Source organism: Acidocella aminolytica 101 = DSM 11237 (assembly GCF_900129125.1).
GTDB classification, from domain to species: Bacteria; Pseudomonadota; Alphaproteobacteria; order Acetobacterales; family Acetobacteraceae; genus Acidocella; species Acidocella aminolytica.
Window position 1 is genome coordinate 14,400 of record NZ_FQVJ01000033.1, and the last position, 25,822, is coordinate 40,221.

Annotated in this window: 26 protein-coding genes and 1 pseudogene; 24 read left to right on the forward strand and 3 right to left on the reverse strand. The window is 57.7% G+C overall.

What is annotated here, in order from left to right:
- The first annotated feature begins 1 nt into the window (after nucleotide 1).
- From BUB54_RS15225 to BUB54_RS15345, 24 genes are all read left to right on the forward strand, one after another.
- Nucleotides 2-337 (forward strand): type IV secretion system protein VirB3, encoded by a 336-nt coding sequence (locus BUB54_RS15225; RefSeq protein WP_048880750.1) that lies wholly within the window; start codon nucleotides 2-4, stop codon nucleotides 335-337.
- Complete coding sequence (locus BUB54_RS15230; RefSeq protein WP_277813466.1) at nucleotides 294-2,714, forward strand: VirB4 family type IV secretion/conjugal transfer ATPase; 2,421 nt, start codon at nucleotides 294-296, stop codon at nucleotides 2,712-2,714. The genes BUB54_RS15225 and BUB54_RS15230 overlap by 44 nt, the downstream gene beginning before the upstream one ends.
- 12 nt (nucleotides 2,715-2,726) lie before the next feature.
- The gene (locus BUB54_RS15235) at nucleotides 2,727-3,452 is read left to right on the forward strand and encodes a type IV secretion system protein (RefSeq protein WP_048880748.1); all 726 of its coding nucleotides are present in this window, start codon (nucleotides 2,727-2,729) and stop codon (nucleotides 3,450-3,452) included.
- 2 nt (nucleotides 3,453-3,454) lie between these two features.
- Nucleotides 3,455-3,808 carry a hypothetical protein gene (locus BUB54_RS15240; protein WP_048880747.1) on the forward strand — a complete coding sequence of 118 codons (354 nt, stop codon included), beginning with the start codon at nucleotides 3,455-3,457 and terminating at the stop codon, nucleotides 3,806-3,808.
- A gap of 8 nt (nucleotides 3,809-3,816) precedes the next feature.
- On the forward strand, nucleotides 3,817-4,737 hold the full coding sequence (locus BUB54_RS15245) for a type IV secretion system protein (RefSeq protein ID WP_048880746.1): 921 nt from the start codon (nucleotides 3,817-3,819) through the stop codon (nucleotides 4,735-4,737).
- Nucleotides 4,738-5,034: a type IV secretion system lipoprotein VirB7 gene (locus BUB54_RS20415; RefSeq protein ID WP_048880745.1), complete on the forward strand. Its 297-nt coding sequence runs from the start codon at nucleotides 4,738-4,740 to the stop codon at nucleotides 5,032-5,034.
- A gap of 6 nt (nucleotides 5,035-5,040) precedes the next feature.
- Nucleotides 5,041-5,733 carry a type IV secretion system protein VirB8 gene (locus tag BUB54_RS15255; protein ID WP_048880744.1) on the forward strand — a complete coding sequence of 231 codons (693 nt, stop codon included), beginning with the start codon at nucleotides 5,041-5,043 and terminating at the stop codon, nucleotides 5,731-5,733.
- Complete coding sequence (locus BUB54_RS15260) at nucleotides 5,730-6,656, forward strand: TrbG/VirB9 family P-type conjugative transfer protein (RefSeq protein ID WP_048880743.1); 927 nt, start codon at nucleotides 5,730-5,732, stop codon at nucleotides 6,654-6,656. The genes BUB54_RS15255 and BUB54_RS15260 overlap by 4 nt, the downstream gene beginning before the upstream one ends.
- Nucleotides 6,653-7,819 carry a type IV secretion system protein VirB10 gene (gene virB10, locus BUB54_RS15265; RefSeq protein ID WP_052948467.1) on the forward strand — a complete coding sequence of 389 codons (1,167 nt, stop codon included), beginning with the start codon at nucleotides 6,653-6,655 and terminating at the stop codon, nucleotides 7,817-7,819. Before BUB54_RS15260 ends, virB10 begins: the two co-directional genes overlap by 4 nt.
- Nucleotides 7,809-8,849 (forward strand): P-type DNA transfer ATPase VirB11, encoded by a 1,041-nt coding sequence (virB11, locus tag BUB54_RS15270; protein WP_048880742.1) that lies wholly within the window; start codon nucleotides 7,809-7,811, stop codon nucleotides 8,847-8,849. Before virB10 ends, virB11 begins: the two co-directional genes overlap by 11 nt.
- 3 nt (nucleotides 8,850-8,852) lie before the next feature.
- Nucleotides 8,853-10,694, forward strand: a complete 1,842-nt coding sequence (locus BUB54_RS15275) for a type IV secretory system conjugative DNA transfer family protein (protein ID WP_241869495.1) — start codon at nucleotides 8,853-8,855, stop codon at nucleotides 10,692-10,694.
- Between the two features lie 28 nt (nucleotides 10,695-10,722).
- Entirely contained in the window at nucleotides 10,723-10,947 is a 225-nt protein-coding gene (locus BUB54_RS15280; RefSeq protein ID WP_048880741.1) for a hypothetical protein, read from the forward strand.
- 19 nt (nucleotides 10,948-10,966) lie between these two features.
- Entirely contained in the window at nucleotides 10,967-11,326 is a 360-nt protein-coding gene (locus BUB54_RS15285; RefSeq protein ID WP_139284945.1) for a hypothetical protein, read from the forward strand.
- Nucleotides 11,327-15,118, forward strand: coding sequence for a MobF family relaxase (mobF, locus tag BUB54_RS15290; protein ID WP_048880739.1), 3,792 nt, complete (start codon nucleotides 11,327-11,329; stop codon nucleotides 15,116-15,118).
- Nucleotides 15,119-15,173: 55 nt separating this feature from the next.
- The gene (locus BUB54_RS15295; protein WP_456303994.1) at nucleotides 15,174-15,488 is read left to right on the forward strand and encodes a type II toxin-antitoxin system TacA family antitoxin; all 315 of its coding nucleotides are present in this window, start codon (nucleotides 15,174-15,176) and stop codon (nucleotides 15,486-15,488) included.
- The gene (locus tag BUB54_RS15300) at nucleotides 15,461-16,021 is read left to right on the forward strand and encodes a GNAT family N-acetyltransferase (protein WP_456303993.1); all 561 of its coding nucleotides are present in this window, start codon (nucleotides 15,461-15,463) and stop codon (nucleotides 16,019-16,021) included. The genes BUB54_RS15295 and BUB54_RS15300 overlap by 28 nt, the downstream gene beginning before the upstream one ends.
- A gap of 696 nt (nucleotides 16,022-16,717) precedes the next feature.
- Entirely contained in the window at nucleotides 16,718-18,151 is a 1,434-nt protein-coding gene (locus BUB54_RS15305) for a multicopper oxidase family protein (protein WP_048880738.1), read from the forward strand.
- Between the two features lie 29 nt (nucleotides 18,152-18,180).
- The gene (locus BUB54_RS15310; RefSeq protein ID WP_048880737.1) at nucleotides 18,181-18,639 is read left to right on the forward strand and encodes a DUF411 domain-containing protein; all 459 of its coding nucleotides are present in this window, start codon (nucleotides 18,181-18,183) and stop codon (nucleotides 18,637-18,639) included.
- Between the two features lie 33 nt (nucleotides 18,640-18,672).
- Nucleotides 18,673-19,074, forward strand: coding sequence for a hypothetical protein (locus BUB54_RS15315; RefSeq protein ID WP_073211911.1), 402 nt, complete (start codon nucleotides 18,673-18,675; stop codon nucleotides 19,072-19,074).
- A gap of 393 nt (nucleotides 19,075-19,467) precedes the next feature.
- Nucleotides 19,468-21,795 carry a protein-disulfide reductase DsbD family protein gene (locus BUB54_RS15325; RefSeq protein WP_217652517.1) on the forward strand — a complete coding sequence of 776 codons (2,328 nt, stop codon included), beginning with the start codon at nucleotides 19,468-19,470 and terminating at the stop codon, nucleotides 21,793-21,795.
- Nucleotides 21,792-22,406, forward strand: coding sequence for a class I SAM-dependent methyltransferase (locus tag BUB54_RS15330; protein ID WP_048880432.1), 615 nt, complete (start codon nucleotides 21,792-21,794; stop codon nucleotides 22,404-22,406). Before BUB54_RS15325 ends, BUB54_RS15330 begins: the two co-directional genes overlap by 4 nt.
- Entirely contained in the window at nucleotides 22,403-23,068 is a 666-nt protein-coding gene (locus BUB54_RS15335; RefSeq protein WP_048880431.1) for an SCO family protein, read from the forward strand. The genes BUB54_RS15330 and BUB54_RS15335 overlap by 4 nt, the downstream gene beginning before the upstream one ends.
- On the forward strand, nucleotides 23,065-23,625 hold the full coding sequence (locus BUB54_RS15340) for a TlpA family protein disulfide reductase (protein ID WP_241869476.1): 561 nt from the start codon (nucleotides 23,065-23,067) through the stop codon (nucleotides 23,623-23,625). Before BUB54_RS15335 ends, BUB54_RS15340 begins: the two co-directional genes overlap by 4 nt.
- A gap of 103 nt (nucleotides 23,626-23,728) precedes the next feature.
- On the forward strand, nucleotides 23,729-24,037 hold the full coding sequence (locus BUB54_RS15345; RefSeq protein WP_048880430.1) for a hypothetical protein: 309 nt from the start codon (nucleotides 23,729-23,731) through the stop codon (nucleotides 24,035-24,037).
- Between the two features lie 249 nt (nucleotides 24,038-24,286).
- Here the strand turns inward: BUB54_RS15345 and BUB54_RS15350 are convergent, their stop codons facing one another.
- The 3 genes and pseudogenes from BUB54_RS15350 to BUB54_RS15360 all read right to left on the reverse strand — a co-directional run.
- Nucleotides 24,287-24,985 carry a DUF4396 domain-containing protein gene (locus tag BUB54_RS15350; protein WP_073211915.1) on the reverse strand — a complete coding sequence of 233 codons (699 nt, stop codon included), beginning with the start codon at nucleotides 24,983-24,985 and terminating at the stop codon, nucleotides 24,287-24,289.
- A complete protein-coding gene (cueR, locus tag BUB54_RS15355) occupies nucleotides 24,982-25,461 on the reverse strand; it encodes a Cu(I)-responsive transcriptional regulator (protein ID WP_073211916.1) in 480 nt (159 codons plus the stop codon). Before cueR ends, BUB54_RS15350 begins: the two co-directional genes overlap by 4 nt.
- A 34-nt stretch (nucleotides 25,462-25,495) precedes the next feature.
- Nucleotides 25,496-25,822, reverse strand: a pseudogene (locus BUB54_RS15360) (hypothetical protein); the annotation flags it as partial.

The following is a 25,822-nucleotide window of genomic DNA, read 5'->3' on the forward strand; positions in this document are numbered from 1 at the left end:
GATGGAGCCCCTTGAGGCCGACACGCTGTATCTCGCGGCGACAAGGCCCGCGATGTTCATGGGCGTGCCGCTGAGTCTGGGGGCGATGTTGCTCATGCTGGCCGGGCTGATCGTCGTGATCTTCAAGAACCCGCTTTATTTGATGGTCATGGCGCCGCTCTGGCTGGCGGCTCGGGAGTTGGTGGCGCGGGATTATAACGCCGTCGGTGTTGTGCTGCTGTATTTGCGTACCGCTGGCCGGTCAGTTGATGGCAAGAGATGGGGTGGGGCCTCGGTGTCGCCGGCACCGGTCCGTGGCCGCGCTCGTTACCGGGGGATGCGTGATGTGGGGGGATAGCGCCCGCGCTGAGCGCGCCGCCACGCAATATTTGCCCTATGTCGGCCATATCGGGCCTCAAACCGTGCTGCTGGAAAGCGGGGCGCTGCTGGCGATGGGCCATGTTGAGGGCCAGGCGTTCGAGCTGGCAGACCATGCGCTGCGCAATGCAAGGCTGCGGCTGCTCAACACGACCTATCGCAATCTCGCCGATGACAATGTCACCATCCATACGCATCTCATCCGCCATGCCGATCTGGGGGCAACACCTACCCGCCGGTTCCGCTCCGGCTTTGCCCACGCACTGGATGAAACCTATCGGAACAAGGTGCTCGCGGGTCGGCTGTACCGAAATGATTATTTTATCAGCCTGCTGATTTCACCGCGCAGCCCGCTTGGCTCGGGCATGGCCAGAAAATGGGCGCGGCTCGGGCGTAAATCCCCGGAAGCAGCGGATGGGCTGGTGCGAGAGTTAGAGGACCAATGGCTTGTTTTGGCCAATGGGCTGGAAGGGTTCAGAGTCCGGCGCCTTGGTGTGTATGAGCGGGACGGGATCGCCTTCTCGGAAATCGCCGAGGCGTTGCGCCTTATTATCACCGGCAGGCCGCTGCCGGTGCCGGTTGTCTCCGGGCATCTGGGTGATTCGATTTACACTGATCGCGTCATTTGCGGGCGGCGGGGGATAGAAATCCGCGCGCCGGATAAGAGCTTGTTCGGGACGATTTTCTCCTTTCGGGAATATCCGGCGAAAACGAGGCCGGGCATGCTGAACACGCTGCTCTCCGTGCCGTTCCCTATCGTGCTGGCGCAATCCTTCGCCTTTGTCACCCGCGCCCAGGCGCAGGACCGGCTTTCTTTGAAATCCGCTCAGATGCTTGGCGCGCAGGACAAGGCGGTTAGCCAGATCGCCGGGCTGGAGGAAGCGGCGGATGCCCTGGCGTCCAATGAATTCGTCATGGGCGCGCATCACCTCTCGCTGGCGGTCTATGGGGATTCGCTGGCGGCAGTGGAGGAGCACGCTGGCCGGGCCAGGGGGCGGTTGGCCGACGCGGGGGCCGTTGTGGTTGAGGAGCGGCTGGGGCTGGAGGCGGCCTTCTGGTCGCAACTCCCGGGTAATCTGGAATGGCGCACGCGGCCCGGGGCTATCAATTCCCGGAATTTTGCTGGGCTGTCGAGCTTTGATAATTTCCCAGCAGGAGAAGAGCGCGGACATTGGGGTGCTGCTATCGCGCGCTTCCGCACGGATGGTGGCACAGCCTATGACTACGTGCCGCATGTTGCCGATGTTGCGATGACGATCATCTTCGGTCCCATAGGCTCGGGCAAGACCGCGCTGCTGATGTTTCTGCTGGCGATGTTCGAGCAATCGATGGTGGAGGAGAATACCCCATCCGGCCGTGCCGGTTCGGTGGTGTTTTTCGATAAGGACCGGGGTGGGGAATTGCTGGTGCGCGCCACGGGCGGCACTTACCTCGAATTGCGCCGTGGTGAGGCGTCAGGGTTGGCACCGTTGTGTGGGCTGAAGGACACCGAGGCGGATCGGGATTTTCTGCGGGGCTGGCTGATCGCTCTGGTGCAAAGCGACGGCAAGGGCGGGCTGAATCCGGAGGATGAGAAGCGCCTGGAGCGTGCCATCACCCGGCAGATGAGCATGCCCGAAGAGTTGCGTTCGCTGGCTGGATTGCGGGAATTCCTCGGCCATGCCGATCCGATGGGGCTGGGTCCTCGCCTCGAGAAATGGTGCCGGGGCAATGCGCTGGGCTGGGCATTCGATGGGGAGCGCGACGAGGTGCGGCTCGATGGCGCGATCACCGGCGTCGATATGACCCAGCTGCTCGAACATGACGAGGTTTGCGCGCCGGCCGGGGCTTATCTGCTCTATCGTGTGACACAAATCCTCGATGGGCGACGCGTCGTGCTGAGTATCGATGAATTCCGCTTCTACCTTAAAAACCCGCAATTTGTCACCGTGGTCGATAATCTGTTGCTCACCGTGCGCAAGAGCAATGGCGCGGTGTTTCTGGCGTTGCAGATGCCCGAGCATATTCTGGAGAGCCCGCTGGGGCCGTCGATCGTGGCGCAATGTCAGACCAAGATCATGTTCCCATCGCCGACGGCGGACCGCGCGGTTTATATTGACGGCCTCAAATGCACTGAAGGGGAATATAGCGCGGTGCGCGAAGAGATGGCGGTCGGCAAGCGCCGCTTCCTGCTCAAGCGCGAGCAGGCCAGTGTTATTTGCGAATTCGATCTTGGCCAGATGCGCGATGATGTCGCTATACTTTCCGGCCGGGCGAATACCGTGCGCTTTGCCGAACGACTGCGCCGCCAGCTGGGCGATGAGCCAGACAAATGGCTGCCGGAATTTTTGAGATCCTACCATGACGCCAAGGACTGAGAGGAGGACATCATGAAACCAGCCCTGTTTACAATTGTTGTTCTGTGCGCCGGGGGGGCTTTAACACTGTGCGTGGTGTCAGATGCAGCCGCGCAAATGGCGGTGATCGACAGTGCTAATCTGGGGCAGAATATCCAAACCGCGGCGCAGTCGGTCATCGCGGTCGAGCAGCTCAAGGCGCAATTGTCCCAGCTTGAGCAGACCTATCAGATGTTCACCAACCCCACCAATGTCTTGGGCATGGCGGCTGGAATGGAGAACCAGTCCATCGAAAACCCGATGCCCATGGCGAACGCGATGGCGGGGCTGGTCGGAGGAGCCGCCGCGCCGTCCGGTGCGGCGGCAAGTTATTATAACCAGAACCATGTTTATGCACCAACGGATGGTTCGGCCGCGAGTGCGCAGTTGAATGCCAATGGCAATGCCATTGCGAATATCGAAGGCATCGCATCTACGAATCTCGCCGCGATTCAACAGCGTATGCAGGATTTGCCGAATTTGGAATCGGATTTGAACGCTGCCACCTCGATCACCCAGGTCGATGCGATCAATGGCCGCATCGCGGCGGAATCGCAATTCGTGCAGGCGCAGCAAGCACAGGCGCAGAATCTTCAGGTGCTGGCAAGCGAGCAGGCATTGTCGCAGCAACAGCAGCAGAAGGAGCAGTTCGTCGAGGATATGACCAATGCCTCTTCGGACTACAGCCAGGCAGCTGCCGCCGATAATACAGGACAATAGCCATGTTAAAATCCCAGATTATAATGGGTTCATTGATCATCATAGGTGGCTGCGGCGCACTTTATCTCGTTGTCGATAACAGCCATTCTGGTCGTTCAACTGGTTCTTCAAGCACTGAAATAAGCCCGGTGAACTTGCCGCCTGAAGTGCACTCGGCGGCGTGGTATGTTCGCCATCCAGATGTTCTGAAGCAGGATGAGCGGCGCTGTGCCGGAAATACCGAAATGATGACGCCGGCCGCATGTCAGAACGTGGCCTCGGCGGATGCGCAGCTGGCGGGCGCGGATTATGCGAAGGCTGCAGCGGCATTCAATGCATCAGCAGGACAATCGAACTCCAACCAGAAACCTCCATGAGGTGAGTGATGGCAAGCGCAAGCAATCTTGATCCGTTCTATGTGTTTGATCAAACGATCCAACAGCCATTTACGAATGGAATGACGGCCACTGTGAATGCCGCGATGTCGGCGATACAGGGGCCGCTCACTGCAATTATAGTGTTGTGGATTTTATTGACGGGTATACTCGTGATGCGGGGAGATGTCGGAGTCCGGACCGGCATTTCGAGGATCATATCGGTCAGTCTGGTGGTTGGTATCTTGATGTCCGCAACACTCTATAATGAGTATATCGTATCATTCTTTTCAAGCGGTATTCCAAACTGGCTTTCATCGGCGTTTTTGGGTGTCACAGGCGCACAGCCCACGGCCCATCAATTTGATGCGATCTGGAATGAAGCCAATGAGCTATTTGTGACCGCAGAAAGGAACTTGAACTTCTACAATGTTCTGTATTCTGTAGAGCTTGGTCTTTTGCAGGATCTGATCGTTTTTCCAATCGGCATCACCTTCCTCATTTATGAGGCAACCAGGATCATGATCGATGTTATTGTCTCGATCGGTCCTTTTGTCTTGGCCGGTTATCTATTTTCCGCGACCAGGGGGATAGCTGATCGGTTTATTGGTAAGCTGATCGGTCTGACAATTCTCACGCTGCTTATCGATATCGTGTTGAGCATCATCATCAACGGTGACGCGGCATATTTCAATGTGAGCATGACAAATCTAAGTTTCGCGAATACGGCGGAAACGGTCACCATCTGCATCCAGTTCTTGGTTTTTCTGACGCTGGGCAGTTTAATCTGTGCCTTTTTACCGGCTGTGGCGAGTTATCTCGGTGGTGGTGTTGCCGTCAGCCCGTTGAGTATGGCGTCGTCAGCGATGCAGGCGGGGCGTGTGGTGCAAATGGTTCGCGGTAGCGGACGGCCAGTTCCGGGGAGAGCGTAGATGTACAATTTTATGATTATCTCAGCAAATAATCTGATTCACCTTCCACTCTTGCTCATTCTGGTTTGGGTTGTCTATCGGAAATTTTTCTCGAAAAAGCCGCTTCCCGCGATATTGACGGTTCCTGGGCGGTTATTTCGATTTCTACTGATCATCATCACCGTCGGGCTTCTCGCCGGATGCTCTAATCCCGATCCTCTTGTCGTGGCGTCCGGTCCGGTCTTTGCGCTGAATGCGGGGCACTGGCAGCCAACGCCGCAGGATTTGGCAGCCCCTCCCAAAGTTGCGGACCGGTAGGGCGTGATGGATCAGAACTCCGGCACATTCCCGCTCGCGCCCGCTACGCTTGATAAGCATTACAAGGAGGTTTTGTCGTTTCAGGAAGCGCGAGCGCGCTCGGCCCGGCTGCTCTCCAAAGGCGCGCTGGTGGCGTTCGCTGTTTCCATGCTCGCCAATCTGGGGCTGGCATGGGCGGTGGCCTCGATGTTGCCATTGAACAAATTGGTGCCGGTGTATTTTCTCATTCGCCCGGATGGCACGATCGATAATTCAGTCGCGCTTTCAACCTTGCCGGCCTCCACGCATCAAGCGGTGATCCGCGCGGCCCTCTGGCAATATGTGCAGATGCGCGAAGGTTATTCCTATGATACCGCTCGCTACCGCTATGACATCGTCTCCGGCATGTCGGATGCCGCGACAAGAGCCGCCTATCAGGCGTGGTTCAATTATCCCAACCCGCAATCCCCGCAGGTGACCATCGGCAAGAATGGCGTCGTGACCGTGGAGCCGATTTCGGTGGCGCTGATCGGCCCCGGCGTGGCGCAAGTGCGTTACCAGCGGATCTTTGAGGCGGGCATGAATACCGCTGTTACGACCACCTGGACCGCAACGGAGCAATTCGAGCAGGTCGGTACCATGCCTGATGCCGAACGGCTGGACGATCCTGGAGGTATCATCATTACCAGCTATCAGGACGAGGAGGATACAGCGCCATGAGACGAGCTTTTGCGCTGGTGCTCGTGGTTGGTGTGGGAAGTATAGTGATGGCGCGCGGCGCCGATGCTGATCAGACGCCGGATGCGGGCCATTATGACAGCCGAATGCGCTATGTCGCTTACAACCCGAGCCAGGTTGTGCATTTATCGACGATCATAGGCGCGACGATGGTGGTGAGCTTCGCGCCGGATGAGACGGTAACCTCGGTGGCGGAGACGGACAGCCTGCACTTGGCCGCCGTGCCAAAGGGCAATTACCTGTTCCTCAAGCCCAGCGCCGCGCTCAAATTGCAGCCGATCATCGTGCTCACCCAGCGCCAGGATGGTGCGCTCAGACGCTATGTCTTCGAGATCGAGACCGTAGACGCCCCGAGCACGGCGGATGGGGCGGCGGGTATATTCTATTCGGTGCAATTCACCTATCCGGCGGATGCGGCCAAAGCGGCGGCGGCGCGTGCAGCTGCCGATGCCAAAAAGGTGGCGGCGCTCAACCGGCTGGCTTTGGCGCGGGCGACGCAAACCGCCGCACAGTCAGCACTTCAGAATGAGCAGACCAACCCTTATGCCGGGCCGCGCAATTACAAATATGTTGCCAAAGGAGACCGCTCGCTGGCGCCCTTAGCAGTGTGGGATAATGGCTACTCCACGCTGCTGCAATTTGCAGGCAACGCCCGCATCCCATCGATCTTCGTGATTGACCCGGATGGGAAGGAGGCCACGGCCAGCTACGCAGTCAGCGGCTATATCGTGCAGCTCGACCAAACCGCACGGGAATGGCGCCTGCGCGATGGCGGCACGGTCCTGGATATTTACAATCTCGGCTACCAGTCGGTGGGTGGTAATCCTGAGACCGGGACGACCAGCCCGGATGTGTCGCGCGTTGTCGTGCCGCCGGGTAGCAGCTTGCCGGGAGCTAAGCCATGAGCGGGCAAGCGCCCAACGGGCCGGAGGTAGGGAGCCGGAGCGATCAGGCGGCAGCCTCGCCGGTGGAGGATGGCCGTTCGCCCGTTGCAGGCACGCCGCGCCGTGAGCTGACCACCGGCACCAAACTCGGCATTCTGGCGCTGGTGGCGGTTTTGGGGCTGGGCTTCATCTGGTTCAATGCGCTGTTCAGCCATACGCGGGCGGACCAGCAAAAAATAATTCCAGCGGCATATACGAATGGCGGCGAAATTTTTAACGGTCCGCCGGTCTCGGCCATGAAGCCCGCCGCGCAAAATTTGCCAGCGCCCGCCAATACACAAACGGGATTGTTGGACGCACCCGCGCAAGCCTCGCCCGCCGCGGCGCCGATCCTGGCCTTCTCCGGATCATCGGTGCCGGTTCCCAACCAGCCGCCTGCCTCGAGCGTCAGTCAGCCGGGCGCCACGGCAGCGGCGGTGATGCCGGATAATTCCCCCTTGGCGGCGCGGTTGAAGCCCACGGTGCTCGATGGCGAACGGGCCTCGGTGCTGCAAAATCCCGACATGGTGATCACCGAAGGCACGATGATCCCCTGCACCCTTCAAACGGCCATCGACAGCCAGTTGCCCGGGCTGGTGACGTGTGTGGTGCCGATCGATGTTCGCGGGTCGACCGGGAATGTCGTTCTGCTCGATCGCGGCACAAAAATTGTCGGCCAAATGGAGAACGGTCTCTTGCAAGGCCAGAACCGGGTGTTCGTTGATTGGACCCGTGCAGAGACGCCGGATCATGTCATTGTTACACTGGATTCGCCGGGTTCCGACGAGCTCGGGCGAGCGGGCTTACCGGGCGCGGTCAACAACCATTTTTGGGACCGGTTCGGCGGGGCGTTAATGCTGACCCTGGTGCAAGGCGGGCTGCAGGCAGGAACCCTGGCGGCGGCGGGGAATGGCAACGGTAATTCGACGTCGCAGCAGGCGGCACTCGGCTTTGTGTATGCCGCGCAGAGCAATGGGCAGTCGGTTGCCAACACCGCCCTGGCAAACTCCATCAACATTCCGCCGACGCTGACCAAGAACCAGGGCGATACAGTGTCGCTGATCGTGGCGCATGATCTGGATTTTTCCAGCGTGTACCGGTTGCGGCTGGATGATACGGGCGCGGAGACGGGCAATGGCGGGTGAGGCGGCGCGCTTACTGACATTTTTACTCCGGCCGCTGGCGTCCTGGCTGGATGATCCCGCCACGGAAGAGATTTGCATCAATCGGCCGGGCGAGTTGTTTGTCCGCCAGCGCGGTCAGTTCCGTGCGGAAGCCGTGCCGCTCGATTATGCCGGCCTCGAGGATATCGCCACCCTGGCCGGCGCGCTGCGTAAGCAGGATGTCGGACCGCGTAGCCCGCTATGTGCTACCGAATTGCCAGGCGGGGAGCGGCTGCAAATCTGCATGCCGCCCGCCGTTCCGGCTGGTACGCTCAGCATCACCATCCGCAAGCCGGGAGGCTCGGTGGCACCGCTCGACTCGCTGGTAAGCCGTTACCAGGTGGCGGGCTGGAATAACTGGGCCAGCCGCAAAGAGGCAGCGCAGCGGGACTTTGCCGCCTTGCTCGCCCTGTATGATGCAGGGGACATCAAAACCTTTTTGGAGCGCGCGGTGCAGGCGCGGCTCACCATTCTGCTCTGCGGTGCTACCGGCTCGGGCAAAACAACGATGAGTAAAACACTCATCAGCGCTATCCCGGCGCAGGAGCGGCTGATCACCATCGAGGACACGCTGGAGCTCGTCATCCCCCAGCCCAATCATGTCCGCCTGCTCTATGCCAAGGATAATATCGGCTTGGCACGGGTGACACCGGAGATGTTATTGCAAGCCAGCCTGCGCATGAAGCCAGATCGGATCTTGTTGCAGGAGCTGCGTGATGACGCGGCCTGGACCTACATCAATGAAATCGTTTCTGGTCATCCCGGCTCGATTACCACCATCCATGGGCGTAATCCCGAGCAGGCGTTCAGGCGGTTGTTTGCGCTGGTGAAGGGTAGCCCGCAGGGCGGGAGGTGGGATGACAAGACGCTGATGGAGTTTTTATCCGCCGCCGTTGATCTGATCATTCCATTCCATAATGAGGGCGCGGTCTATGAGATCGGCGAGGTGTGGTTTGCGGCCGATGCTGCGCGCCGGGGTGAGAGTGCTGCGCATTTGTTGCGGGCGGCATGAATCATGAGCATCGCCATTTCAGAGCAAACCGGCCAGCTCATCGTCAAAATCGGCTTTGGTGTCATCCTGGCGCTGATCGCCTGGACTGTGGTTGCGTCCTTCGTGTTTTTGTTCGGGACCGGGCTGCTGCATGAGTTCCCACAACCGTTCTGGCAATGGTGGCTGTATGCGTTGAATTTTGACGGAAACACCCGTGTGGCGCTCTGGCTCAAAATCAGTGCCGGGGTGGGTGCCATGCCACCAGTGCTGATGATTACAGCACTCATCTATCGCGGCCAGCAAGTGGTGGGGCCAAAACTTCGGCGGCCACTCTTTGGCGGTATCGTCAAATCGCCGCTGGCGGTAACGGATAATCATGGGCGTGCGGCCTGGATGAGCATGGCGGCGGCGCGCGAACGCTTTCCTGGCCCAAATCCTGCCTTTGGCGGCATTGTCGTCGGTGAGGCTTATCGCGTTGACCAGGAGAAGGTGGCGGTTCGGCGCTTCGATCCGGACGATGCCAAAACCTGGGGACAGGGTGGCCAGGCAGCGCTACTAATCGATCCGTGCCGTGAGGGGCCGACCCATTCGCTGATGATCATCGGCAGCGGTGGCTACAAGACCACCACGGCCGTCTCCACCTTGCTGCATTGGACCGGCTCGGCGGTCATTCTCGACCCCGCCGGAGAAGTCGCTCCGATGCTGCGAGGCGCGCGCAAGGTAATGGGGCACGCGGTCTATGAGCTCGATCCAAGAACAGATACCGGCTTCAATGTGTTGGACTGGATTGACATTGCTTCGCCGCTAGCTGCCACCAACATTGATTCCGTTGTTGCTTGGGTCTGTGGGGACCAAAAGGCAGCGAACAAAAAAGATGATTTTTTCGACAGCATGGCGCGTAATGTGGTGCGCTGTTTTTTGGCCCATATCCTATTCGACCAGACGGCACCGCAAAAACTCAAAACCTTGCGCGCGGTACGCCGGGCGATTGCTATGCCAGTTAATGAGGTTCGCGCTGTGTTGCGGGGTATCTTTGAAACCAGCCCCAGTGCCTATGCGCGCCAACTCGCTGGGCCGGTTTGCGGGCTGGTCGATGAGACGTTCAGTGGGGTGGTCGGTAGTGCCGCCGAGCTGACAACCTGGCTCGCCAATCCGGCTTTTGCCAATCTCGTTTGTGGGAATAGTTTTAAGACCTCGACATTGCTGGATGGCAAAGTAACGATCTTTCTGAAAATGCCGTTGAAGGCGTTGGAGACCGAACCCGGGATATCGCGCACCATCATCGGCGCGCTGTTGAATGCCGTGTACGAGGCGGATGGCGCGATGCAGGGCCGGGTGTTGTTCCTGCTCGATGAGGCGGCGCGGCTTGGCTATATGAAAATCCTGGAAACCGCGCGGGATGCCGGGCGCAAATACGGCATCACCATGCAATTGCTCTATCAGTCGAGCGGACAGATCGTCGAGCAATGGGGCGAACAGGGCAAACGCTCCTGGTATGATGGCGTCTCCTATCGCTGCTACGCAGCGGTGCAGGATCTCGATACCGCCACTGAGCTGGAAAATTCCTTTGGTACCTATGGGGTGATGGCGAGTTCCGAGGGGATGAATACGGGCAAATCCGGCAAAGCCATGCAGTCGTCCTCGCTCTCGCGCGGTTCGAATATTTCTTATCATGAGATTGGGCGGCCGCTGATCCGTAAGGCGGAGTTGATGCGTGACGTGCGCGACGATGAGATGTTCGTCCTGGCACGCGGCATGGCCCCGTTGCGCTGCGGGCGGGCGATTTATTTTAGGCGGCCGGAGATGCGGGCGCGGGTTGCCGAGAACCGCTTCCACAAGCCGGGGTATCAAGCCGGTCCCAAGTAATAGCTGCACCAGCAAGGAGTATGAACCGATGTCAGAAATAGATGCCGATCTTGACCGCGCTGCCGCCGCGTACTGGCTTTCGGTGGCCAGTAAATCGACACCGGAGAAGAATGCCGCCCTGGCGCGGGCGGCGAGCCTGTTGCGCGATGCGCGGGCGGAGCAGCGTATCCCGGACAGTGCGCGCCAGCCAACGCTCAATGATCTGGAAGCACCGCCCTTGGACGTGCCGCACCGGCGGCGGCTGACTCCGTGAGACACGGCGGAGGGTGAGAGTGCCGCCCCCAACATCGCCTTTGTCCCTGGAGGCGATTGCCTCACGGCTGGCCGCACTCGATGCCGGGCAGGCGGCGATGAATGGCGCGCTGGGGTTGATGCTCGATACGCTGCATGTCCAGACCACTTTGCTGCGCAAGCTCGGTGAATTTGCCACCGCGGATTCGGCGCCATCGCCGCTGCTCAAAACCCTGCAGGGCCTGACCGCCGCGATCATGGAACTGGATGCCTCGGTCGGCGATGTGGAACGCAAATTCGACGGACTGGCGCAACTTCTGCGCTCGGCTTTTGGCGAGCCGCCCGATCAAAACGGGCCGGAGTGGCCACAGAGTCCAGGCATGGATGGTGAGGGCGGCTGAATGCTGACCTATCGTACCGGGGCGGCGGGAGCGCCGGCAGCGGCGCGTTTCATGAGCGAGCATCTGTTGCAGCAGACCTTATCACCCGAGATGGCAGCGATGGCCGAATATTACGAGCAGGGCGTGACACCGCCAACACTCGCCGATGCCGCCGCCTCGCGCTATGGCCGGTTCATGGCGGGTGGCGCTCCGCTGACGGCGGAAATGCTGGATGGGCTGGTGCGAGCGGAAGCCGAGCGCCTCGCTGAGAGCGGTGCCGGGCTGGCCAGTGGCTCGGATGACGAGCGGGATGAGCTGATCTTGCGCGCCTTGGCGGCCTTCGCGGCGGCGGGGTTGGTGGGCCGTGAAGAGGCACTGGCCTGTCTGGCTCGGATGTCTGCGGCGGAACCAACGAGCGCCAGGGCCGGTGAGGGGGCGACTAACAAAGAGAGGCGCTTGGACGCGGCGATGGCCGATGCCGCCGTCGCGCCAGATCGTAGCAGCGCGACGGCAGCGCCCCGGCGGGACATGAATCCAATGCTGGCCCGGCGGCTGGGGATTGAGCCACAGCGTGGGTTGAAGCCGGATGAAGTGGCGTCCGTCTTGAACGGGCAGCGCGCGGATGGTGGTACGATCGAGGGACGGGTGCAGCGCGCCTCAAGCCTGCCGCTCGCGCAAATTTTTGGTTTGGATGCAGCACGAGTGCCAACGCCCGAACAATTGGCGCGGATGCTGGCGGGGCGGAGGGTGAATGGGGAGGCGTTGCCCGCCGAGGAAGCTGAGCGGGCGGTGCGACGTTTGCTCTCGGGCCTGGGCGTCAAAGACAAAACGCTGACCACCGAACAGCGCGCGCATATTCTCAAAGGACGTGATGCCGATGGTCGGGAGGTGAGTGCCCGCCAATACCGGACCATCTTTGAAGCCGCGAAGATGCGGATTGGCTATATCGATCTGACCTTCTCCGCGCCCAAATCCCTCTCCATCGCCTGGGCCTTTGCCCCGACCAAAGCCGAACAGGCGATGCTGCACCAGGCGCACCGGGACGCCATCGATAATGTCATGACCACCGTTGAGCGGGAGATTGGCCGCGCTTCAATCGGGGATGCGGCTAAACGGGGTTATGAGGCCGGTTCCATTGGCTGGGTTTCGTTCGATCATTACGCGGCCCGGCCGACGGTTGAGATCGTGCGGGAAGACGAGCACGGCCAGCCGGTGACGGAGTTGCACACGCTCACCGGCACGCAGGGCCGCGCACCCGGCGACATGCAGATGCACACCCATGTTGCGGTGTTCAACATCGTGGAAACACCGAGCGGGCGGGTGGGCAGCATCAATCTGGCACTGCTCGAGGGGCGCATTCATGAGTGGGGCGCGCTGTATCAGGCCTATCTCGCCAATCATCTGCGCGCCCATGGTGTAGTGGTGGAACTCGATGCCCGCACGGAGATGGCGAAACTCTCCACCGTGCCGGAAACCGTTGTCGCGCAATTTAGCAAACGGACCATGGGCGGGACCGAAGCGGCGCGGGCCTATGCCAAATCGCAGGGACTGGACTGGGAGACCCTTACCCCAGCTCGGAAAATCGCATTGCTGAAAGCCGGGGTACAGAACCCGCGCGAGGCCAAGAGCGATGATGTCAGCGACCTTGCCGCCTGGCGCGCGACGGCGACGCGGCTGGGCTATGAGCACCGCAGCGTGCTGCGTCCGGATGATATCGTACCTCTTCCCAGCCGTGGGCAGCGGCTGGAGGCCGCCTTCCAGGCCGCACTGCCGTTGCTGGGCAGGCAATTCGATCTACGGGCGGTAATTGATGGTGCGGATGCACGGATCGCCGCCGCCAAGGGGCTGATCGCCGCGGGGATTGGGGAGGCCGTTGACGTGGACGCCATCACGCAGGCCTTTCGTGAACGCGGTGTTCAGCGCCGGGGTGAGGACGCCGCGTTGATCTGGGGGCGTGTGCCGGGGCGCCAGGGCCGGGACCGGGTGGCGGTAACCACGACGCTCGAGCTTCGTGAGGAACAGAGGCTCATCGAGACGGCACGGGCTGGGGCGCGGGACCACAGTGCCGCGCTCTCGCGCAAAGCCATCGCGGCAGCGGTGGCCTCATTCCCGGAGATCGATTTTACCAGCGCGCATGGCCGGGCGCAGCGGCGGATTATCGACCAGCTTGGCGCTGGCGGGCGGGTAGGGCTCGCCATCGGCGTGGCGGGCTCCGGCAAGAGCACCTTGCTGAAGCCACTCGTTCGGGTTTGGCAGGCGGATGGCAGGGCCGTCCATGGTATCGCTTTGGCATGGCGACAGTCGGATGATCTGGCGGAAGCCGGGATACCGACAGCAAACACCCGCGCTGTGACGGCATTCCTGCGGGATTTGAAGCGAGGGAAACTGGTCCTCGGCCGCAAATCCGTCGTGGTTGTCGATGAAGTGGGGTTGCTTGGTACGCGCCAACTGAACACGATCATGGCGGCACAAGCAGAGAAAAAGTTCCACTTGGTCATGATTGGTGACCCCAAGCAGATGCAGGCGGTGGAGGCTGGCCCGGTGATCGAGCTGCTGCGCCGGGCGCTAGGCGCCGGCAAGGTGCCGGAATTGGGCTCTTCTGTCAGGCAGAAAGCGGAGGAAGAGCGCGAGACCGTGCTGATGTTCCGCAATGGCCGAACAGAAGAGGCCGTACGCCGGAAGGATGCAAACGGCACGTTGCAGGTTGTGCCGGGCGGGTATGAAGAGGCGGTGGCGCAAACAGCTTCCCTATGGCGGCAGCGCCTTGAGGCAAATCGGGATCGGCCAGATTTTACAATCTCAATCAGCGCGCCGAGTAACGCGGAAGCGCATGACATCAGCCTGGCCATCCGCCAGCAGCGCCGGACCATGAGAGACATTGGGCCGGATCAGATCACGGTCAAAGCCACCGATGGGGTTGGAGAGCGGGAGTACGAACTGGCGCTTGCCGTAGGAGACCGGGTGCGGTTGTTCCGGCGGATAAACGCCAAATTCACGGAGACCGGTACGGTCGGGAATATCGGTCGCAACGGGTCAGTGCTGGAAATTATAGCCGTCGACGCCGCCGGCCTGACCTTGCGGAATGCCGCGGGCAGGGAAGGGGTGGTCGCCTGGGATACATTGCACGATGAGGCCAGCGGCAGGGTCCAGTTGGCCTATGGTGATGCGCTGACCACCAATATCGCACAGGGTACCACCGTGACGGAGCATATTCATGCGATGCCAGTCGGCACGAAACTGGTCTCGGCGTTTGGGGCCTATACGTCTGGCAGCCGGCATCGGGAGCAGAGCTTTATCGTGACATCGGAGGGGGCGGAGCGGGCTGAGGTGATTGCGCGGAGGCCGTTGGGCGACCGGCGCGAGATTGGGCGCGGTGATCTGTTGCACAATATCATCCGCAATTTTGCGCAAACGCCGGAGAAGGAAGCGGCGCTGGCATTGATCGATCGTGCCGTTGGCCTGCGGCGTGGCGCGGTTCAGGCCATGCAGAGGGTTCACCGGGCAGCGGAATCGCGCGAAGATGTCCGGGATCAGCCGTCGATGCTGGCTGAGGGGGTGATAAGCCGCCGGGTTGCACAGGCGTTCGCCGAGATTCTGCCCGGCTTGGCGGCGCAATTGGGCCGTCATGGCGGGGCATTGGCGCGTTTTGCTCGTATCAGTGCGGAGGTGGCGGAACTTCTGGCCAGGGTGGCCCGTCGCCCGTTAGTCAGTCGCCAGAGCGAGGCGGAATTCTGGCAGCGGGTTGGTCGGCGAGGTCAAGATTTGCGGGATCACTTGGAGCAGCGGAAGCAAACGAGGCGGCATAGCCGATGAGGGTAGCGATCGCATTTGTATTGCATAATGCGCTACAGAGAGATATATGCATCCCATGACAAAAGCCACAGCCATGACCGTCTCAGCTAAGCGCAAGGACCATCCGCTCTCAATGCGGCTGCCGGAAGGTGACATCGCCATTATCGACCGCGCCGCCGATTTGCGCGGACGCTCGCGGACGGATTTTGTGCGTGAGGCTGCGGTGCGGGCCGCTGAGGAAGTGCTTATGGAAAGCACGCTGGTTCGTATGAGTGCAGAGGGGTTTGAAGCCTTTATTCAAGCCGTCTCCGCGCCTGCCGCTCCCGTGCCGGAGATGGTGGCATCCCTTCGCCGCAGGGCGCCATGGGAGAAGGCAACGGCAAAGCGCTGATGGCGGAGCCGCCGCTCTCTGCGCCGGAGCTCCTGAATTCCGGTCACGATGTATCCCAGTTCTCCTGCGGCAAGCACTCGCTAGACCATTGGCTGACGACAAGGGCGCTGGTCAATCAGCAAAAGGGGTTCACGGTGGTCATGGTCGTCCATGTGGCGGGCCGGGTGGTTGGCTATTACGGCTTGGCGCCTACCGCCATTGTGCCAGCCACTTTGCCGCGCGCGATCCGCACTGGCCAGCCACCGAACCCGGTGCCGTGTATTTTGCTCGGGCAGCTTGCGACGGACTGCGCCTGGGGCGGGCGAGGGATTGGCATGGGATTGTTCAATCATGCACTGGCCCGCAGCGTGAACGGCGCCGCGCTGATCGGCGGGCGGGCGCTTATCGTCAATGCCATTGATGACGAGGCGGCCGGGTTTTGGCGCCGCCGTGGCTTTTTACCGTCGAAGGATGACGCGCTGGTGCTGTTCCGGTCGATTGCCGATATCGCCGCTTCCTTAGCATTCGCGGCTCAGAACCCCTTAGTGTATTAGCGAGATTGATTGAAACAAATAAAATCAATGTTTTGTAAGGAGTTTTGGCCCGGTGCGGGCATAAATTTTTGGCCGCACTCGGTCGTCTCTTGGTTTTGAATTTCCGCGACGGGTGGAAAGTAGAACTTCTGCTGTCACGTGGGTAACTGATCCGTGAGGTGACGGATGCGCCGCTACTTGAGGCTAACCGGTTCATGGCTTATCATAGCCATCGATGGACCTTTACAAGGGATTTGGACGCGGGATTTTGGCGCTGATCATTGTGATCACGTTGTCCGTGCCGTCGTTCGCCCGCGCCATGCCGATGCAATCCAGTCAAGCTCAAGCGAATATGAGCGTGATGGTTGGTTGTCATGGGCAACCTTGTAGTGACCACGAATCTAAAAGCCCTGCCCCAAGTAAAGCTGCTACCTGCATGACGGCTCTCTGCACGGCTCCTCTACTTATGGCACCAAACTCGATGGCGGCTTTTAGTCACGTGTCCTACCCGATAACTCATCGGGTTATTGCAACGATATTCCCGTTGGGCATGTCGCAAAACCCAGACCCATACCCTCCCAGACAGAACTAACTGATTTAACCGCCTCCGGCCTTTCGGAAGGCGGCTCTAGCAGCTTGGTTGGCGCTTAGCGCCAATTTGTTCACGATTTTTCCGATCTATTCGGAAATCGTGTTTCATCTGTCGAGGATTGTTTCATGTCGAATTTTTGGCCGGAGGCGTTGAGTCGCCGGCGTTTATTAATGGCGGGTAGTGCCGCTTTAACGATGCCCCTATTTGCTGCGCAGCGTGCCGTCGCCGATGGCGGCAAGGGGATAGTAACTCTCAAACCCGCGCCTGGTTTGGCGCCGATAATGGGGTCTGGGCAGGCAGAGACATCGGTGCTCGTCTACAACGGCATGGTCAGTGGGCCGGTGTTGCGACTGGCGCAAGGAAAGCCTTTTCAGGCCAATGTTATAAACGGGCTGGATGAAGGCACGACGGTTCATTGGCATGGTATCAGGCTGCCCAACGCCATGGACGGCGTGCCTGGCCTGACGCAAGCCAGCATCAAGCCCGGCGGCAGTTTTCACTATGCCTTCACGCCGCCGGATGCCGGCACGTACTGGTATCACCCGCATGACCATACAGCCCGGCAAATGGGCCGCGGCATGGCTGGTGCGTTGATTGTTGAAGAACCGGAGCCGCCAGGTTTTGACCGCGATATGCTGTGGGTTCTGCAGGATTGGGAGTTGCTTTCCGACAATCAGATTGTCGATGGCTTTGATAATGAGATGGAAGGCATGATGGCGGGTCGCATCGGCACGACCGTGACGATCAACGGTACGATCCCGACGCCGGTATCCATCCGGGCTGGTGAGAGGATCCGGCTGCGGCTAATAAATGCTTGTCTTGCCCGGTTTATGGCGCTGCGCTTTGCCGGGCATCGTGTTGTCGTAATGGCACTGGATGGCCAACCGGTTGTGCAGCCATTTGAGCCGGATGGTGGGATCACCGTAATAGCGCCGGCCCAACGTGTGGATCTGCTGCTTGAAGCGACGGGCGAGCCTGGTAGCAAATACCCAATTACGGATGAGTTCTATGGGAATGACGAGAGCTATAAGTTAGTTGATCTGGCTTATTCGGAATCTTCAAAATTAACCATCTCCACAAAGCCGATCATTCTGCGGCTCAATCCGGTTCCCAAACCCGATCTCACAAACCCCGTTCGCCATCAGCTTACCATCGTTGGTGGTGGAATGAGCGGGATGGGTATGGGGGGTATGATGGGTGGGATGATGGCCGATGGCAATTCCGCCACGCCGCAAATATGGGCTATCAAAGGCCCAGACGGTTTGAACCAGGGCATGGCGCCGATTTTGACGCTGCCGCTGGGCCGCACTGCTGTCATTACCCTAATCAACCAGACGAAATGGTGGCACCCGATGCATTTGCATGGGTACAGTTTCCATGTGCTCTCGCGCAATGGCGACGCTGAGCAATACCCGCACATCCGCGACACAGTGATCCTACGCCCGAAAGATACGGTCGAGATAGCTTTTGTCGCCGACAATCCCGGCGATTGGATGTTTCATTGCCACGTCGTCGAGCACCAAGATTTTGGCCTGATGACGGTAATTCGTGTCGCCTGAAATTTATGTAAAACAAGGAGTCAAAAACAATGAATAACATGCTAAAGTATGCAGTATTTGTGCTCTCGGCGGTGACGCCGTTATCCGCAATCGCGGCACCGATCCAGGCGACATTATATAAAAACCCTGACTGTGATTGTTGTGAGAACTATGCCCAGTATCTCGATAAAAACGGCTTTGATGTTAAGGTTATACCTTCACCAAACCTCGATGCCCTGACACAGGAAGCTGGGGTGCCGACAGCGTTGGATGGGTGCCATCTTACGAAGATCGGTGGTTATGTCATCGAAGGTCATGTCCCAGCGTCGATTGTAAAGAAACTTTTGACGGAGCGTCCTCCGATTAAAGGCATTGCCATTGCGGGCATGCCGGCGGGTGTACCGGGAATGCCAAGCATGGCGGGAATGAGCTCCGGCCCAATCAATGTTTATGAGGTTGGAACATCGACCCCCGTTATTTATGCGACGGTTCAACCGGGCGAATTCTAAGAAACTACACGCAACCAATAAAGGAATAGGTTAATGATCAAAATCGTACAAGCTATCGCAATATCAACCGTTTTAGTTGGAGTTGCAGCCGGTATTTCGACGGCGCAAGCAGCAACGCCGACTGCACCAACAAATGATATGACCCAAGGAAATGGTGGCGGCATGATGGGTGGCGGCATGATGGGTGGCGGCATGATGGGTGGCGGCATGATGGGTGGCGGCATGATGGGCGGAGGCGGCATGATGGCCGACCATGATAAAACGAAAGGAAAGTCCGGCGGTGATATGATGGGCATGATGAATATGATGGCGTCATGCTCCAATATGATGACAGCGCAAATCAACATGATGAATGCCATGACAAACGAGATCAATGCTCAGACAAAGCTGCTAAATCAAGAAGCGGCGTCTGGTGCCGGCTCAGCTCAAAAATAAGCTTTGAAATAAATGATTGGACGGTGATGCACGATTATATCCGTGCATCCCCGCGCCCAACTCGCTGAGGAACCAGATTTTGAGGGATGTTATTTCAATAGAGCCGACATCAGTGATACATTGGCAGATTATTCGTCGTTATATGCTCACCATGGCGGCAGGTAATCTCCTCTGGGAAATTCTCCAGCAGCCATTCTATACATTGTGGCAGACAGCTTCTCTGGCCTATCTCACCTTTGCAATCGTGCATTGCTGGATCGGTGATCTGATGATTGCGGCATCCTGCCTTGCTCTGGGGATATGCACGTCACGCATTCTACGATCGAGACAGTTTTTCCCAGTGGGTGCCTTTGTGACCCTTCTTGCAGGATTAGCTTATACAATATTCAGCGAGTGGCGAAATATGTCCATTCATCATTTCTGGACTTACAGCGCTTACATGCCACGACTACCGTTCGTTGGAACCGGTCTTCTACCCATATTACAATGGTTTTTAATTCCGATGCTTTCACTCTGTTTAGCGCGGAAATTGTCATTGGAATTGATGGCTATCACATGAACGCTGTCAAAATGAAGCTGCAAGCGATCGCGTTGACGCTGTGTCTTAGCCTTACACTACAGGCACTACTATCCCAGCCTGCTTTTGCTGCAGCAACGCCATGGGTTGGCGATGGTAACGCAGCGGCCCGATTGATTACAGCAGTGGAAGCGACGGGCTCAGCCGGACAAATCGATGCTGCTCTACAGATTCGCCTGGCACCTGGTTGGCACGCCTATTGGCGCAGCCCAGGCGACGCTGGATTTCCGCCGTCGATTGATTGGGGTGGCTCCGAAAATTTAAAATCTGCCCAGTTATTCTGGCCCGCACCGAAGCGGTTCATCCTCGACGGTTTGATCACCCAAGGCTATGAGAATGGCGTGGTGCTGCCGATTGCGGTCACGCTTGAGCGAGTAGTTCAATCAGCGCGCCTGCAGGCAAGCGTGCGTTATGCAGCATGCAAGGATATTTGTGTTCCTTATACCGCGAAGTTCACATTGCCGCTCCCTGCCGGCGTTGCACTTCCGGGGCCAGAGGCGCCGCTGATCGCCAATGCGTGGGCCACTGTTCCAGGAACACCAGCCGAAGCGGGGCTCGGAGTTTCATCGGTTGTTATTTCAACTGTCGATACCACAAGTCCGGGATCGGTTCTTTCGGTTATAATCGACATGGGCTCAAAGCCTCTTTTATATCCCGATGTTTTTATAGAGGGATTGTCAGGCTTTGCGCCGGGCGCTCCTACGATTTCACTCAGTCCTAAAAATCACCGCGCTATTTTGAGTGTGTTTCTAAAAAACCATCCCGCTGCATCGATCGCCGGCAAAAATTTGCAATTCACATTAGAGGGTGGAACGCAGCCCGTGACATTTGCGGCCGCACCTGTAGCTGGTCCGCTGCCTGCACAAGCAAGTGACCAGAATACTGCCGGCATTATCCTCATCGCACTTCTCGGTGGTTTGATTTTAAATGTTATGCCCTGCGTATTGCCGGTGCTCTCGTTGAAGCTATTCGGCCTGATATCAGCAACCGGCACACAAAGACGGCAGTTCAGGTTCAATCTTCTGGCGACTGCAGGAGGCGTTGTGTCCTCTTTCATCGTCATCGCAACGCTCTTAATTCTCCTGAAAATAGCCGGTCAGGCAATCGGTTGGGGGATTCAATTCCAACAGCCGTGGTTTCTGGGCGCCATGGCGGTTGTTACCACATTATTTGCGGCTAACCTGTGGGACTGGCTGCCAGTTTCGACGCCGCGCTTCGCGCGGCACGCGGCAACGGTCGGCACCCGCAGCCATCCTCGCATCCTGGCGTTTTTCACGGGAGTATTCGCCACCATTCTGGCCACCTCCTGCTCCGCCCCCTTTGTGGGCACCGCAGTTGGTTTTGCCCTGGCGCGCGATCCTCTCACGATTGTCCAGATTTTCGTGGCACTCGGGGTCGGAATGGCCTTCCCTTATCTTGCCGTAGCAGCGCTACCCGGACTGGCCCGTTTTTTGCCCAGGCCCGGCCCGTGGATGGTCAAGCTTCGGGTAGTTTTGGGATTTGCACTCCTTAGCACGGCAATCTGGTTGATTTCGATCATCGCCGCAGTCGTTTCATTAACGGCAGCGATAATTTCCAGCTTCATCTTGCTGACTTTCTTGGTCATCCTGTTTCTCCGTCATCGAACACCTCTTGTATCGTCAAAACGCCGTCGGATTTGGTCAGGCGTTGCCGCAGCCGTGGCATTTACTGCGGTCATTACGCCAATTGTATTTCAACGGTCAGAAACTCGATCGCCGCCTATCGAAGCGAGTTTCAATTCGGTATTCCAACCTTTTGAGCAGTCTCGCATAAATGAATTGGTTGCCAAGAATAAACTGGTTTTTGTTGATGTGACCGCGGCGTGGTGTCTTGTGTGCAAAGTCAACGCACTCACGGTCTTGGACCGCAACCCTGTAGCGGCGCAATTACGGTCGGCAAATGTCGTCGCTATGCGCGCTGATTGGACCCGGCCGAGCCGAATTATCACCGCCTATCTGGAAAGTTTTCATCGCTATGGCGTACCGTTGGACGTCATCTACGGGCCGGGCGCGCCGGCCGGGATACTTCTCCCAAGTCTGCTGACGCCAGGTGCCGTCATGGATGCCTTTCAACACGCAGGCACCCCCATTCATTCCAACTATCGAGCAGAGTCTTCACAATGAATTTTTATGAGCGTCATATCCTGCCGCCTTTGCTGAATTTTGTCATGGGACAAAAACAGCTCAAACCATTCCGTGAACGTGTGATCGCAGGTGCGACAGGCGATGTTCTGGAACTTGGGATCGGGTCTGGTCTTAATCTGACGCATTACGGGAACAGCGTGCGCTCAGTAACTGGTGTGGAACCATCAGCAGAACTGTTGAAAATGGCTGAACAGCTAGTCGATCGGGCCATTGTGCCGGTAAAATTGTTAAAGACTTCCGCCGAGGGTTTGCCGATGGAATCTGCTTCCTTTGATACAGTTATCACCACCTGGACACTTTGCACAATCCCGAACGCGCATATGGCACTACAGGAAGCGAGGCGCGTGCTCCGGCCAGGTGGCACCCTGCTATTTGTTGAACACGGCCGCGCGCCGGATGCCAATGTCGCCCGATGGCAAGATAGGCTTGACCATGTCTGGGGATGCATCGCAGGCGGCTGCCATCTAAACCGTCAAATTGATGCGCTCATCACCGATGCAGGGTTCGATATCCAGATACTGCATCATCACCGAATATCTGGGCCACGGACGCATACTTATCTTTATGAGGGGCAGGCAAGGCCCCAATGAGAATCATCCGAAATCTTGGGATCGGTATTTGCCTCGCACTTGCCGTGATCATCAGCATTGTGGCGATTGATCCGTCGCTTCTTAAGCTTGGTCAAGGAAACTTATCAGCGCCATTACCTGGTTCAGAGAGCGGTGGACAGATGGCCACGACAACCAATTCGGGAATTCCGCCTGGAGCGCCGATCGGTGGGCCATTCCAACTTACAAACCAGCTTGGTCAACCGGTTTCCGACGCAACTTATCGCGGCAAATATATGCTGGTGTTTTTCGGCTATAGCCATTGTCCGGATGAATGTCCCCTGACATTGCAGAAGATGGCTTTGACTATGAATGCGTTGGGACCATTAGCGCAGCACATTGCACCGATTTTTATCACGATTGATCCAACGCGCGATACGCCGCCTGCCTTGAAACCCTATCTCTCAAAATTTGGACCAGATTTGATGGGTCTGACGGGAAGTAACGCGCAGATTGCCGGCGTGGCCCATGAATATGCTGTGGCGTTCAATACGAATAATCTCGAAGCATCCGGTGCGAGTGTGATCAGCCACTCGACATATATCTACCTTATGGGTCCGGATGGAAAATTTCTAAACCTGTTTCCGTTTACCATAACTGTTGCTCAGCTAACTTCAGTCCTGAAAGCCCAAATAAACCCATGATCGAGCGCAAGACAATGCCACGCCGGAACCTGTTGCGCACGGCTTTACTGGCGCCCCCTTTTGCCATGGGAGCAAGCCAGGTTGCGAAAGCACAGGAATTGCCTGATCCGCAAATGGATCAAACGGCACCAATGGCAATGCCATCATTGAAATTTACAACAGCTGCCGGAAAACCGATCACCCTTAAAGATTTCAAGGGTAAATTTATTCTTCTGAATATCTGGGCGACCTGGTGTGGACCATGCCGTGAGGAAATGCCGACCCTTGACCGTTTGCAAGCCAAACTCGGTGGTACGCATTTTCAAGTTGTGCCGATATCCATTGATGCGGGTGGGCTGGCACCCGTGCAGCAATTCTACCACGAGATCGGGATCAAACATCTCGACATCTATTTAAATATATCTGGCGATGCCATGGACGCCCTAAATTTAGAAGGTATTCCAGCCAGTTTTCTTATTAACCCGGAAGGACTGCAAATTGGCAGTCTCGCCGGTGCTGCTGATTGGAGCAGCCCATCAGCCGTCGCTTTTTTTCAAAAGGCGATGGCCGCACTCTAACTTCAACTCAAATGGAGAATTTACAATGAACTGTTGCTCACCTTCACCAAACTCTAACCCAACATCCCATCAATCCGGCCTCTCTCGTTGGCGTTCACGCCTGATGGGACGCACCGGAATCATTCTTGGACTAATCGCTATTGGCGGCGGCGCTTTGGCTTTTGGCGGTGGCTGGGGAAAGCTGGTCGCCATAGGTGTTGCGCCGATTATACTTTCAATCCTGCCCTGTTTGGTCATGTGCGGCCTTGGATTGTGCATGATGGGTATGAGTAAAAAGAAGTCCCAGCCTCCAACACAGGCCTTCGATCAAAATAATTTTGGCGAAGGCAACAGGGATATGATGCACAACAACTCATTGGAACCATCGCCTCAAGCGATTTCCTATGCTCAGAAACCATTTTCTAGAGGTTAGAAGTTTTCACGAGATCTATCCAACAGAAAATGATCTGGTTGAACGCTGAAAAAGCTTGCCCGATCGAGTAGCGCTATTTGGTCGGGCGTTATTCTAATGATCTTCATAAAGGAAAGTTGGCAAAAATGCATGTATTCTCAAAGTGGATGACCTCAATGTGCTCCCTCAGATCGCAGCGGTAATCACGTAACTTTGGCAGGATCCCAAGTTGCATTCGAGCACGTTTTCGATGAAAATGAAGGTACACAGTTACATAGCCTCCTTGATGCCGGCGCGGACAAGAAACCAGTTCATCGGGTACGTGGTCGCGAATCCAATGATCATGCCGATCTGCATCATGAACCAATAGACCGGGCTGTCGGGATGTAGTTGTGGTCCAAAAAACACGAAACGCATAAGCGTCATCCAGCCGAACAACCCAACTTCAAAGGCGGTTAGCGACAGGAAATCCGCCTTGACCGCTGCGATGATCCCATCCTTCAGGCCGAGGCCGCGCATCGGTGCGATCGAAAAATATTGGAAGGCCACACCCAGGGTGAATGCAAACACATAGTCGAGCACAAGTTCGGCGCCGAAAGTCGAGCCGACAAATACCGCCCCTGTGAAGAAAACCAGAAACTCCGCGATGATGTCGCCGAGTGTGCAACCAGCGCCGCAATGGGTCGAGCCGACGAAGGTGGAGACCCAGAAGGGCTGATCGGACCCATCGTGATGGCGATGGCCGCTATGTCCCGACATTTTGACGGATTGTGCCTTCGGGGCGCGACCGAGCGCATAATAGGCCCAGAGGCCAATCGGCCCGAAATAAAGTGCGGTTATCGGCCAGACCGGATTCATCACTGCCATCGGCTGAGGCCGTTTTCGAATATCAATAACAGCCAGCGCTGCAGATGCAAACGCGGTGATCAGTGAAACGATCGAGACAATTGTGAGCCAAGGTGGGATCATGCATTTACTCCTTTCTGGCGGCGCGTTCCTGCGGTGGGAACCTTGACGGCGCAGGTACCTTGATCCTGCGTTAATTTGGTGGGCTTTACAGCTAGATCATCCATAATAGGACAGGTGGGACGCTGATCTCCACGGCAATGATCCGCGAGGTGCTCTACTGCACGTAGCATAACTTCCATCTCGGCGATCTTGCGGCGGAGGGAAGTCGCGTGATCGAGTGCGATCCGCTTCACATCGGCACTGGCCCGCGCCTCGTTGCGCCAGAGCGAGAGCAGACGTTCGATATCGGCGATCGAGTATCCGAGATCACGTGCCCGCCTGATGAGTTGAAGCGTATGGATATCGCTTTCAGTATAGGTCCGGTAATTGCCTTCGGTGCGTCCAACGGCCGGCAACAGCCTTATGCTCTCGTAGTAACGGATCATTTTCGTGGAGACGCCGGATTGTTTTGCCGCGTCGCTGATAGTGTTCGGCATAATGGCCTCGGTCGTGTCGAGAGTGTGTATAATTTCAAGCAGCTTTCTGAGTCGTCCTACTGGCGATTACTGTTTTGACGTCGGGCTCAGGCGCAACAATCCGAACCGCGCGTCCGTTCGGCTTCCAGCGGCGCAACAGCAGCGCGTTGGAGACGACGCTGACGCTGGAGAAGGCCATGGCAGCGCCGGCGATCACCGGGCTGAGATAGCCGAGGGCGGCAAGTGGAATTCCCACTACGTTGTAAAAGAAGGCCCAAAATAGACCCTGACGGATCTTGGAAAAAGTGCGGCGGCTGATGTCGATTGCGTCCGCGACAAGTGCTGGGTCGCCGCGCATCAAGGTCATTCCAGCGGTATGTAT

What these genes read in the sequence shown, in the direction of transcription:
- BUB54_RS15315 (WP_073211911.1), top strand. Translation starts at nt 18,673, where the DNA reads ATGATCAAAATCGTACAAGCTATCGCAATATCAACCGTTTTAGTTGGA.
- BUB54_RS20415 (WP_048880745.1), top strand. Translation starts at nt 4,738, where the DNA reads ATGTACAATTTTATGATTATCTCAGCAAATAATCTGATTCACCTTCCA.
- BUB54_RS15260 (WP_048880743.1), top strand. Translation starts at nt 5,730, where the DNA reads ATGAGACGAGCTTTTGCGCTGGTGCTCGTGGTTGGTGTGGGAAGTATA.
- BUB54_RS15305 (WP_048880738.1), top strand. Translation starts at nt 16,718, where the DNA reads ATGTCGAATTTTTGGCCGGAGGCGTTGAGTCGCCGGCGTTTATTAATG.
- BUB54_RS15310 (WP_048880737.1), top strand. Translation starts at nt 18,181, where the DNA reads ATGAATAACATGCTAAAGTATGCAGTATTTGTGCTCTCGGCGGTGACG.
- BUB54_RS15335 (WP_048880431.1), top strand. Translation starts at nt 22,403, where the DNA reads ATGAGAATCATCCGAAATCTTGGGATCGGTATTTGCCTCGCACTTGCC.
- BUB54_RS15350 (WP_073211915.1), bottom strand. Translation starts at nt 24,985, where the DNA reads ATGATCCCACCTTGGCTCACAATTGTCTCGATCGTTTCACTGATCACC.
- BUB54_RS15345 (WP_048880430.1), top strand. Translation starts at nt 23,729, where the DNA reads ATGGGACGCACCGGAATCATTCTTGGACTAATCGCTATTGGCGGCGGC.
- BUB54_RS15300 (WP_456303993.1), top strand. Translation starts at nt 15,461, where the DNA reads ATGGGAGAAGGCAACGGCAAAGCGCTGATGGCGGAGCCGCCGCTCTCT.
- BUB54_RS15255 (WP_048880744.1), top strand. Translation starts at nt 5,041, where the DNA reads ATGGATCAGAACTCCGGCACATTCCCGCTCGCGCCCGCTACGCTTGAT.
- cueR (WP_073211916.1), bottom strand. Translation starts at nt 25,461, where the DNA reads ATGCCGAACACTATCAGCGACGCGGCAAAACAATCCGGCGTCTCCACG.
- BUB54_RS15245 (WP_048880746.1), top strand. Translation starts at nt 3,817, where the DNA reads ATGGCAAGCGCAAGCAATCTTGATCCGTTCTATGTGTTTGATCAAACG.
- BUB54_RS15240 (WP_048880747.1), top strand. Translation starts at nt 3,455, where the DNA reads ATGTTAAAATCCCAGATTATAATGGGTTCATTGATCATCATAGGTGGC.
- BUB54_RS15295 (WP_456303994.1), top strand. Translation starts at nt 15,174, where the DNA reads ATGACAAAAGCCACAGCCATGACCGTCTCAGCTAAGCGCAAGGACCAT.
- BUB54_RS15275 (WP_241869495.1), top strand. Translation starts at nt 8,853, where the DNA reads ATGAGCATCGCCATTTCAGAGCAAACCGGCCAGCTCATCGTCAAAATC.
- BUB54_RS15340 (WP_241869476.1), top strand. Translation starts at nt 23,065, where the DNA reads ATGATCGAGCGCAAGACAATGCCACGCCGGAACCTGTTGCGCACGGCT.
- mobF (WP_048880739.1), top strand. Translation starts at nt 11,327, where the DNA reads ATGCTGACCTATCGTACCGGGGCGGCGGGAGCGCCGGCAGCGGCGCGT.
- BUB54_RS15330 (WP_048880432.1), top strand. Translation starts at nt 21,792, where the DNA reads ATGAATTTTTATGAGCGTCATATCCTGCCGCCTTTGCTGAATTTTGTC.
- BUB54_RS15235 (WP_048880748.1), top strand. Translation starts at nt 2,727, where the DNA reads ATGAAACCAGCCCTGTTTACAATTGTTGTTCTGTGCGCCGGGGGGGCT.
- BUB54_RS15225 (WP_048880750.1), top strand. Translation starts at nt 2, where the DNA reads ATGGAGCCCCTTGAGGCCGACACGCTGTATCTCGCGGCGACAAGGCCC.
- virB10 (WP_052948467.1), top strand. Translation starts at nt 6,653, where the DNA reads ATGAGCGGGCAAGCGCCCAACGGGCCGGAGGTAGGGAGCCGGAGCGAT.
- virB11 (WP_048880742.1), top strand. Translation starts at nt 7,809, where the DNA reads ATGGCGGGTGAGGCGGCGCGCTTACTGACATTTTTACTCCGGCCGCTG.
- BUB54_RS15280 (WP_048880741.1), top strand. Translation starts at nt 10,723, where the DNA reads ATGTCAGAAATAGATGCCGATCTTGACCGCGCTGCCGCCGCGTACTGG.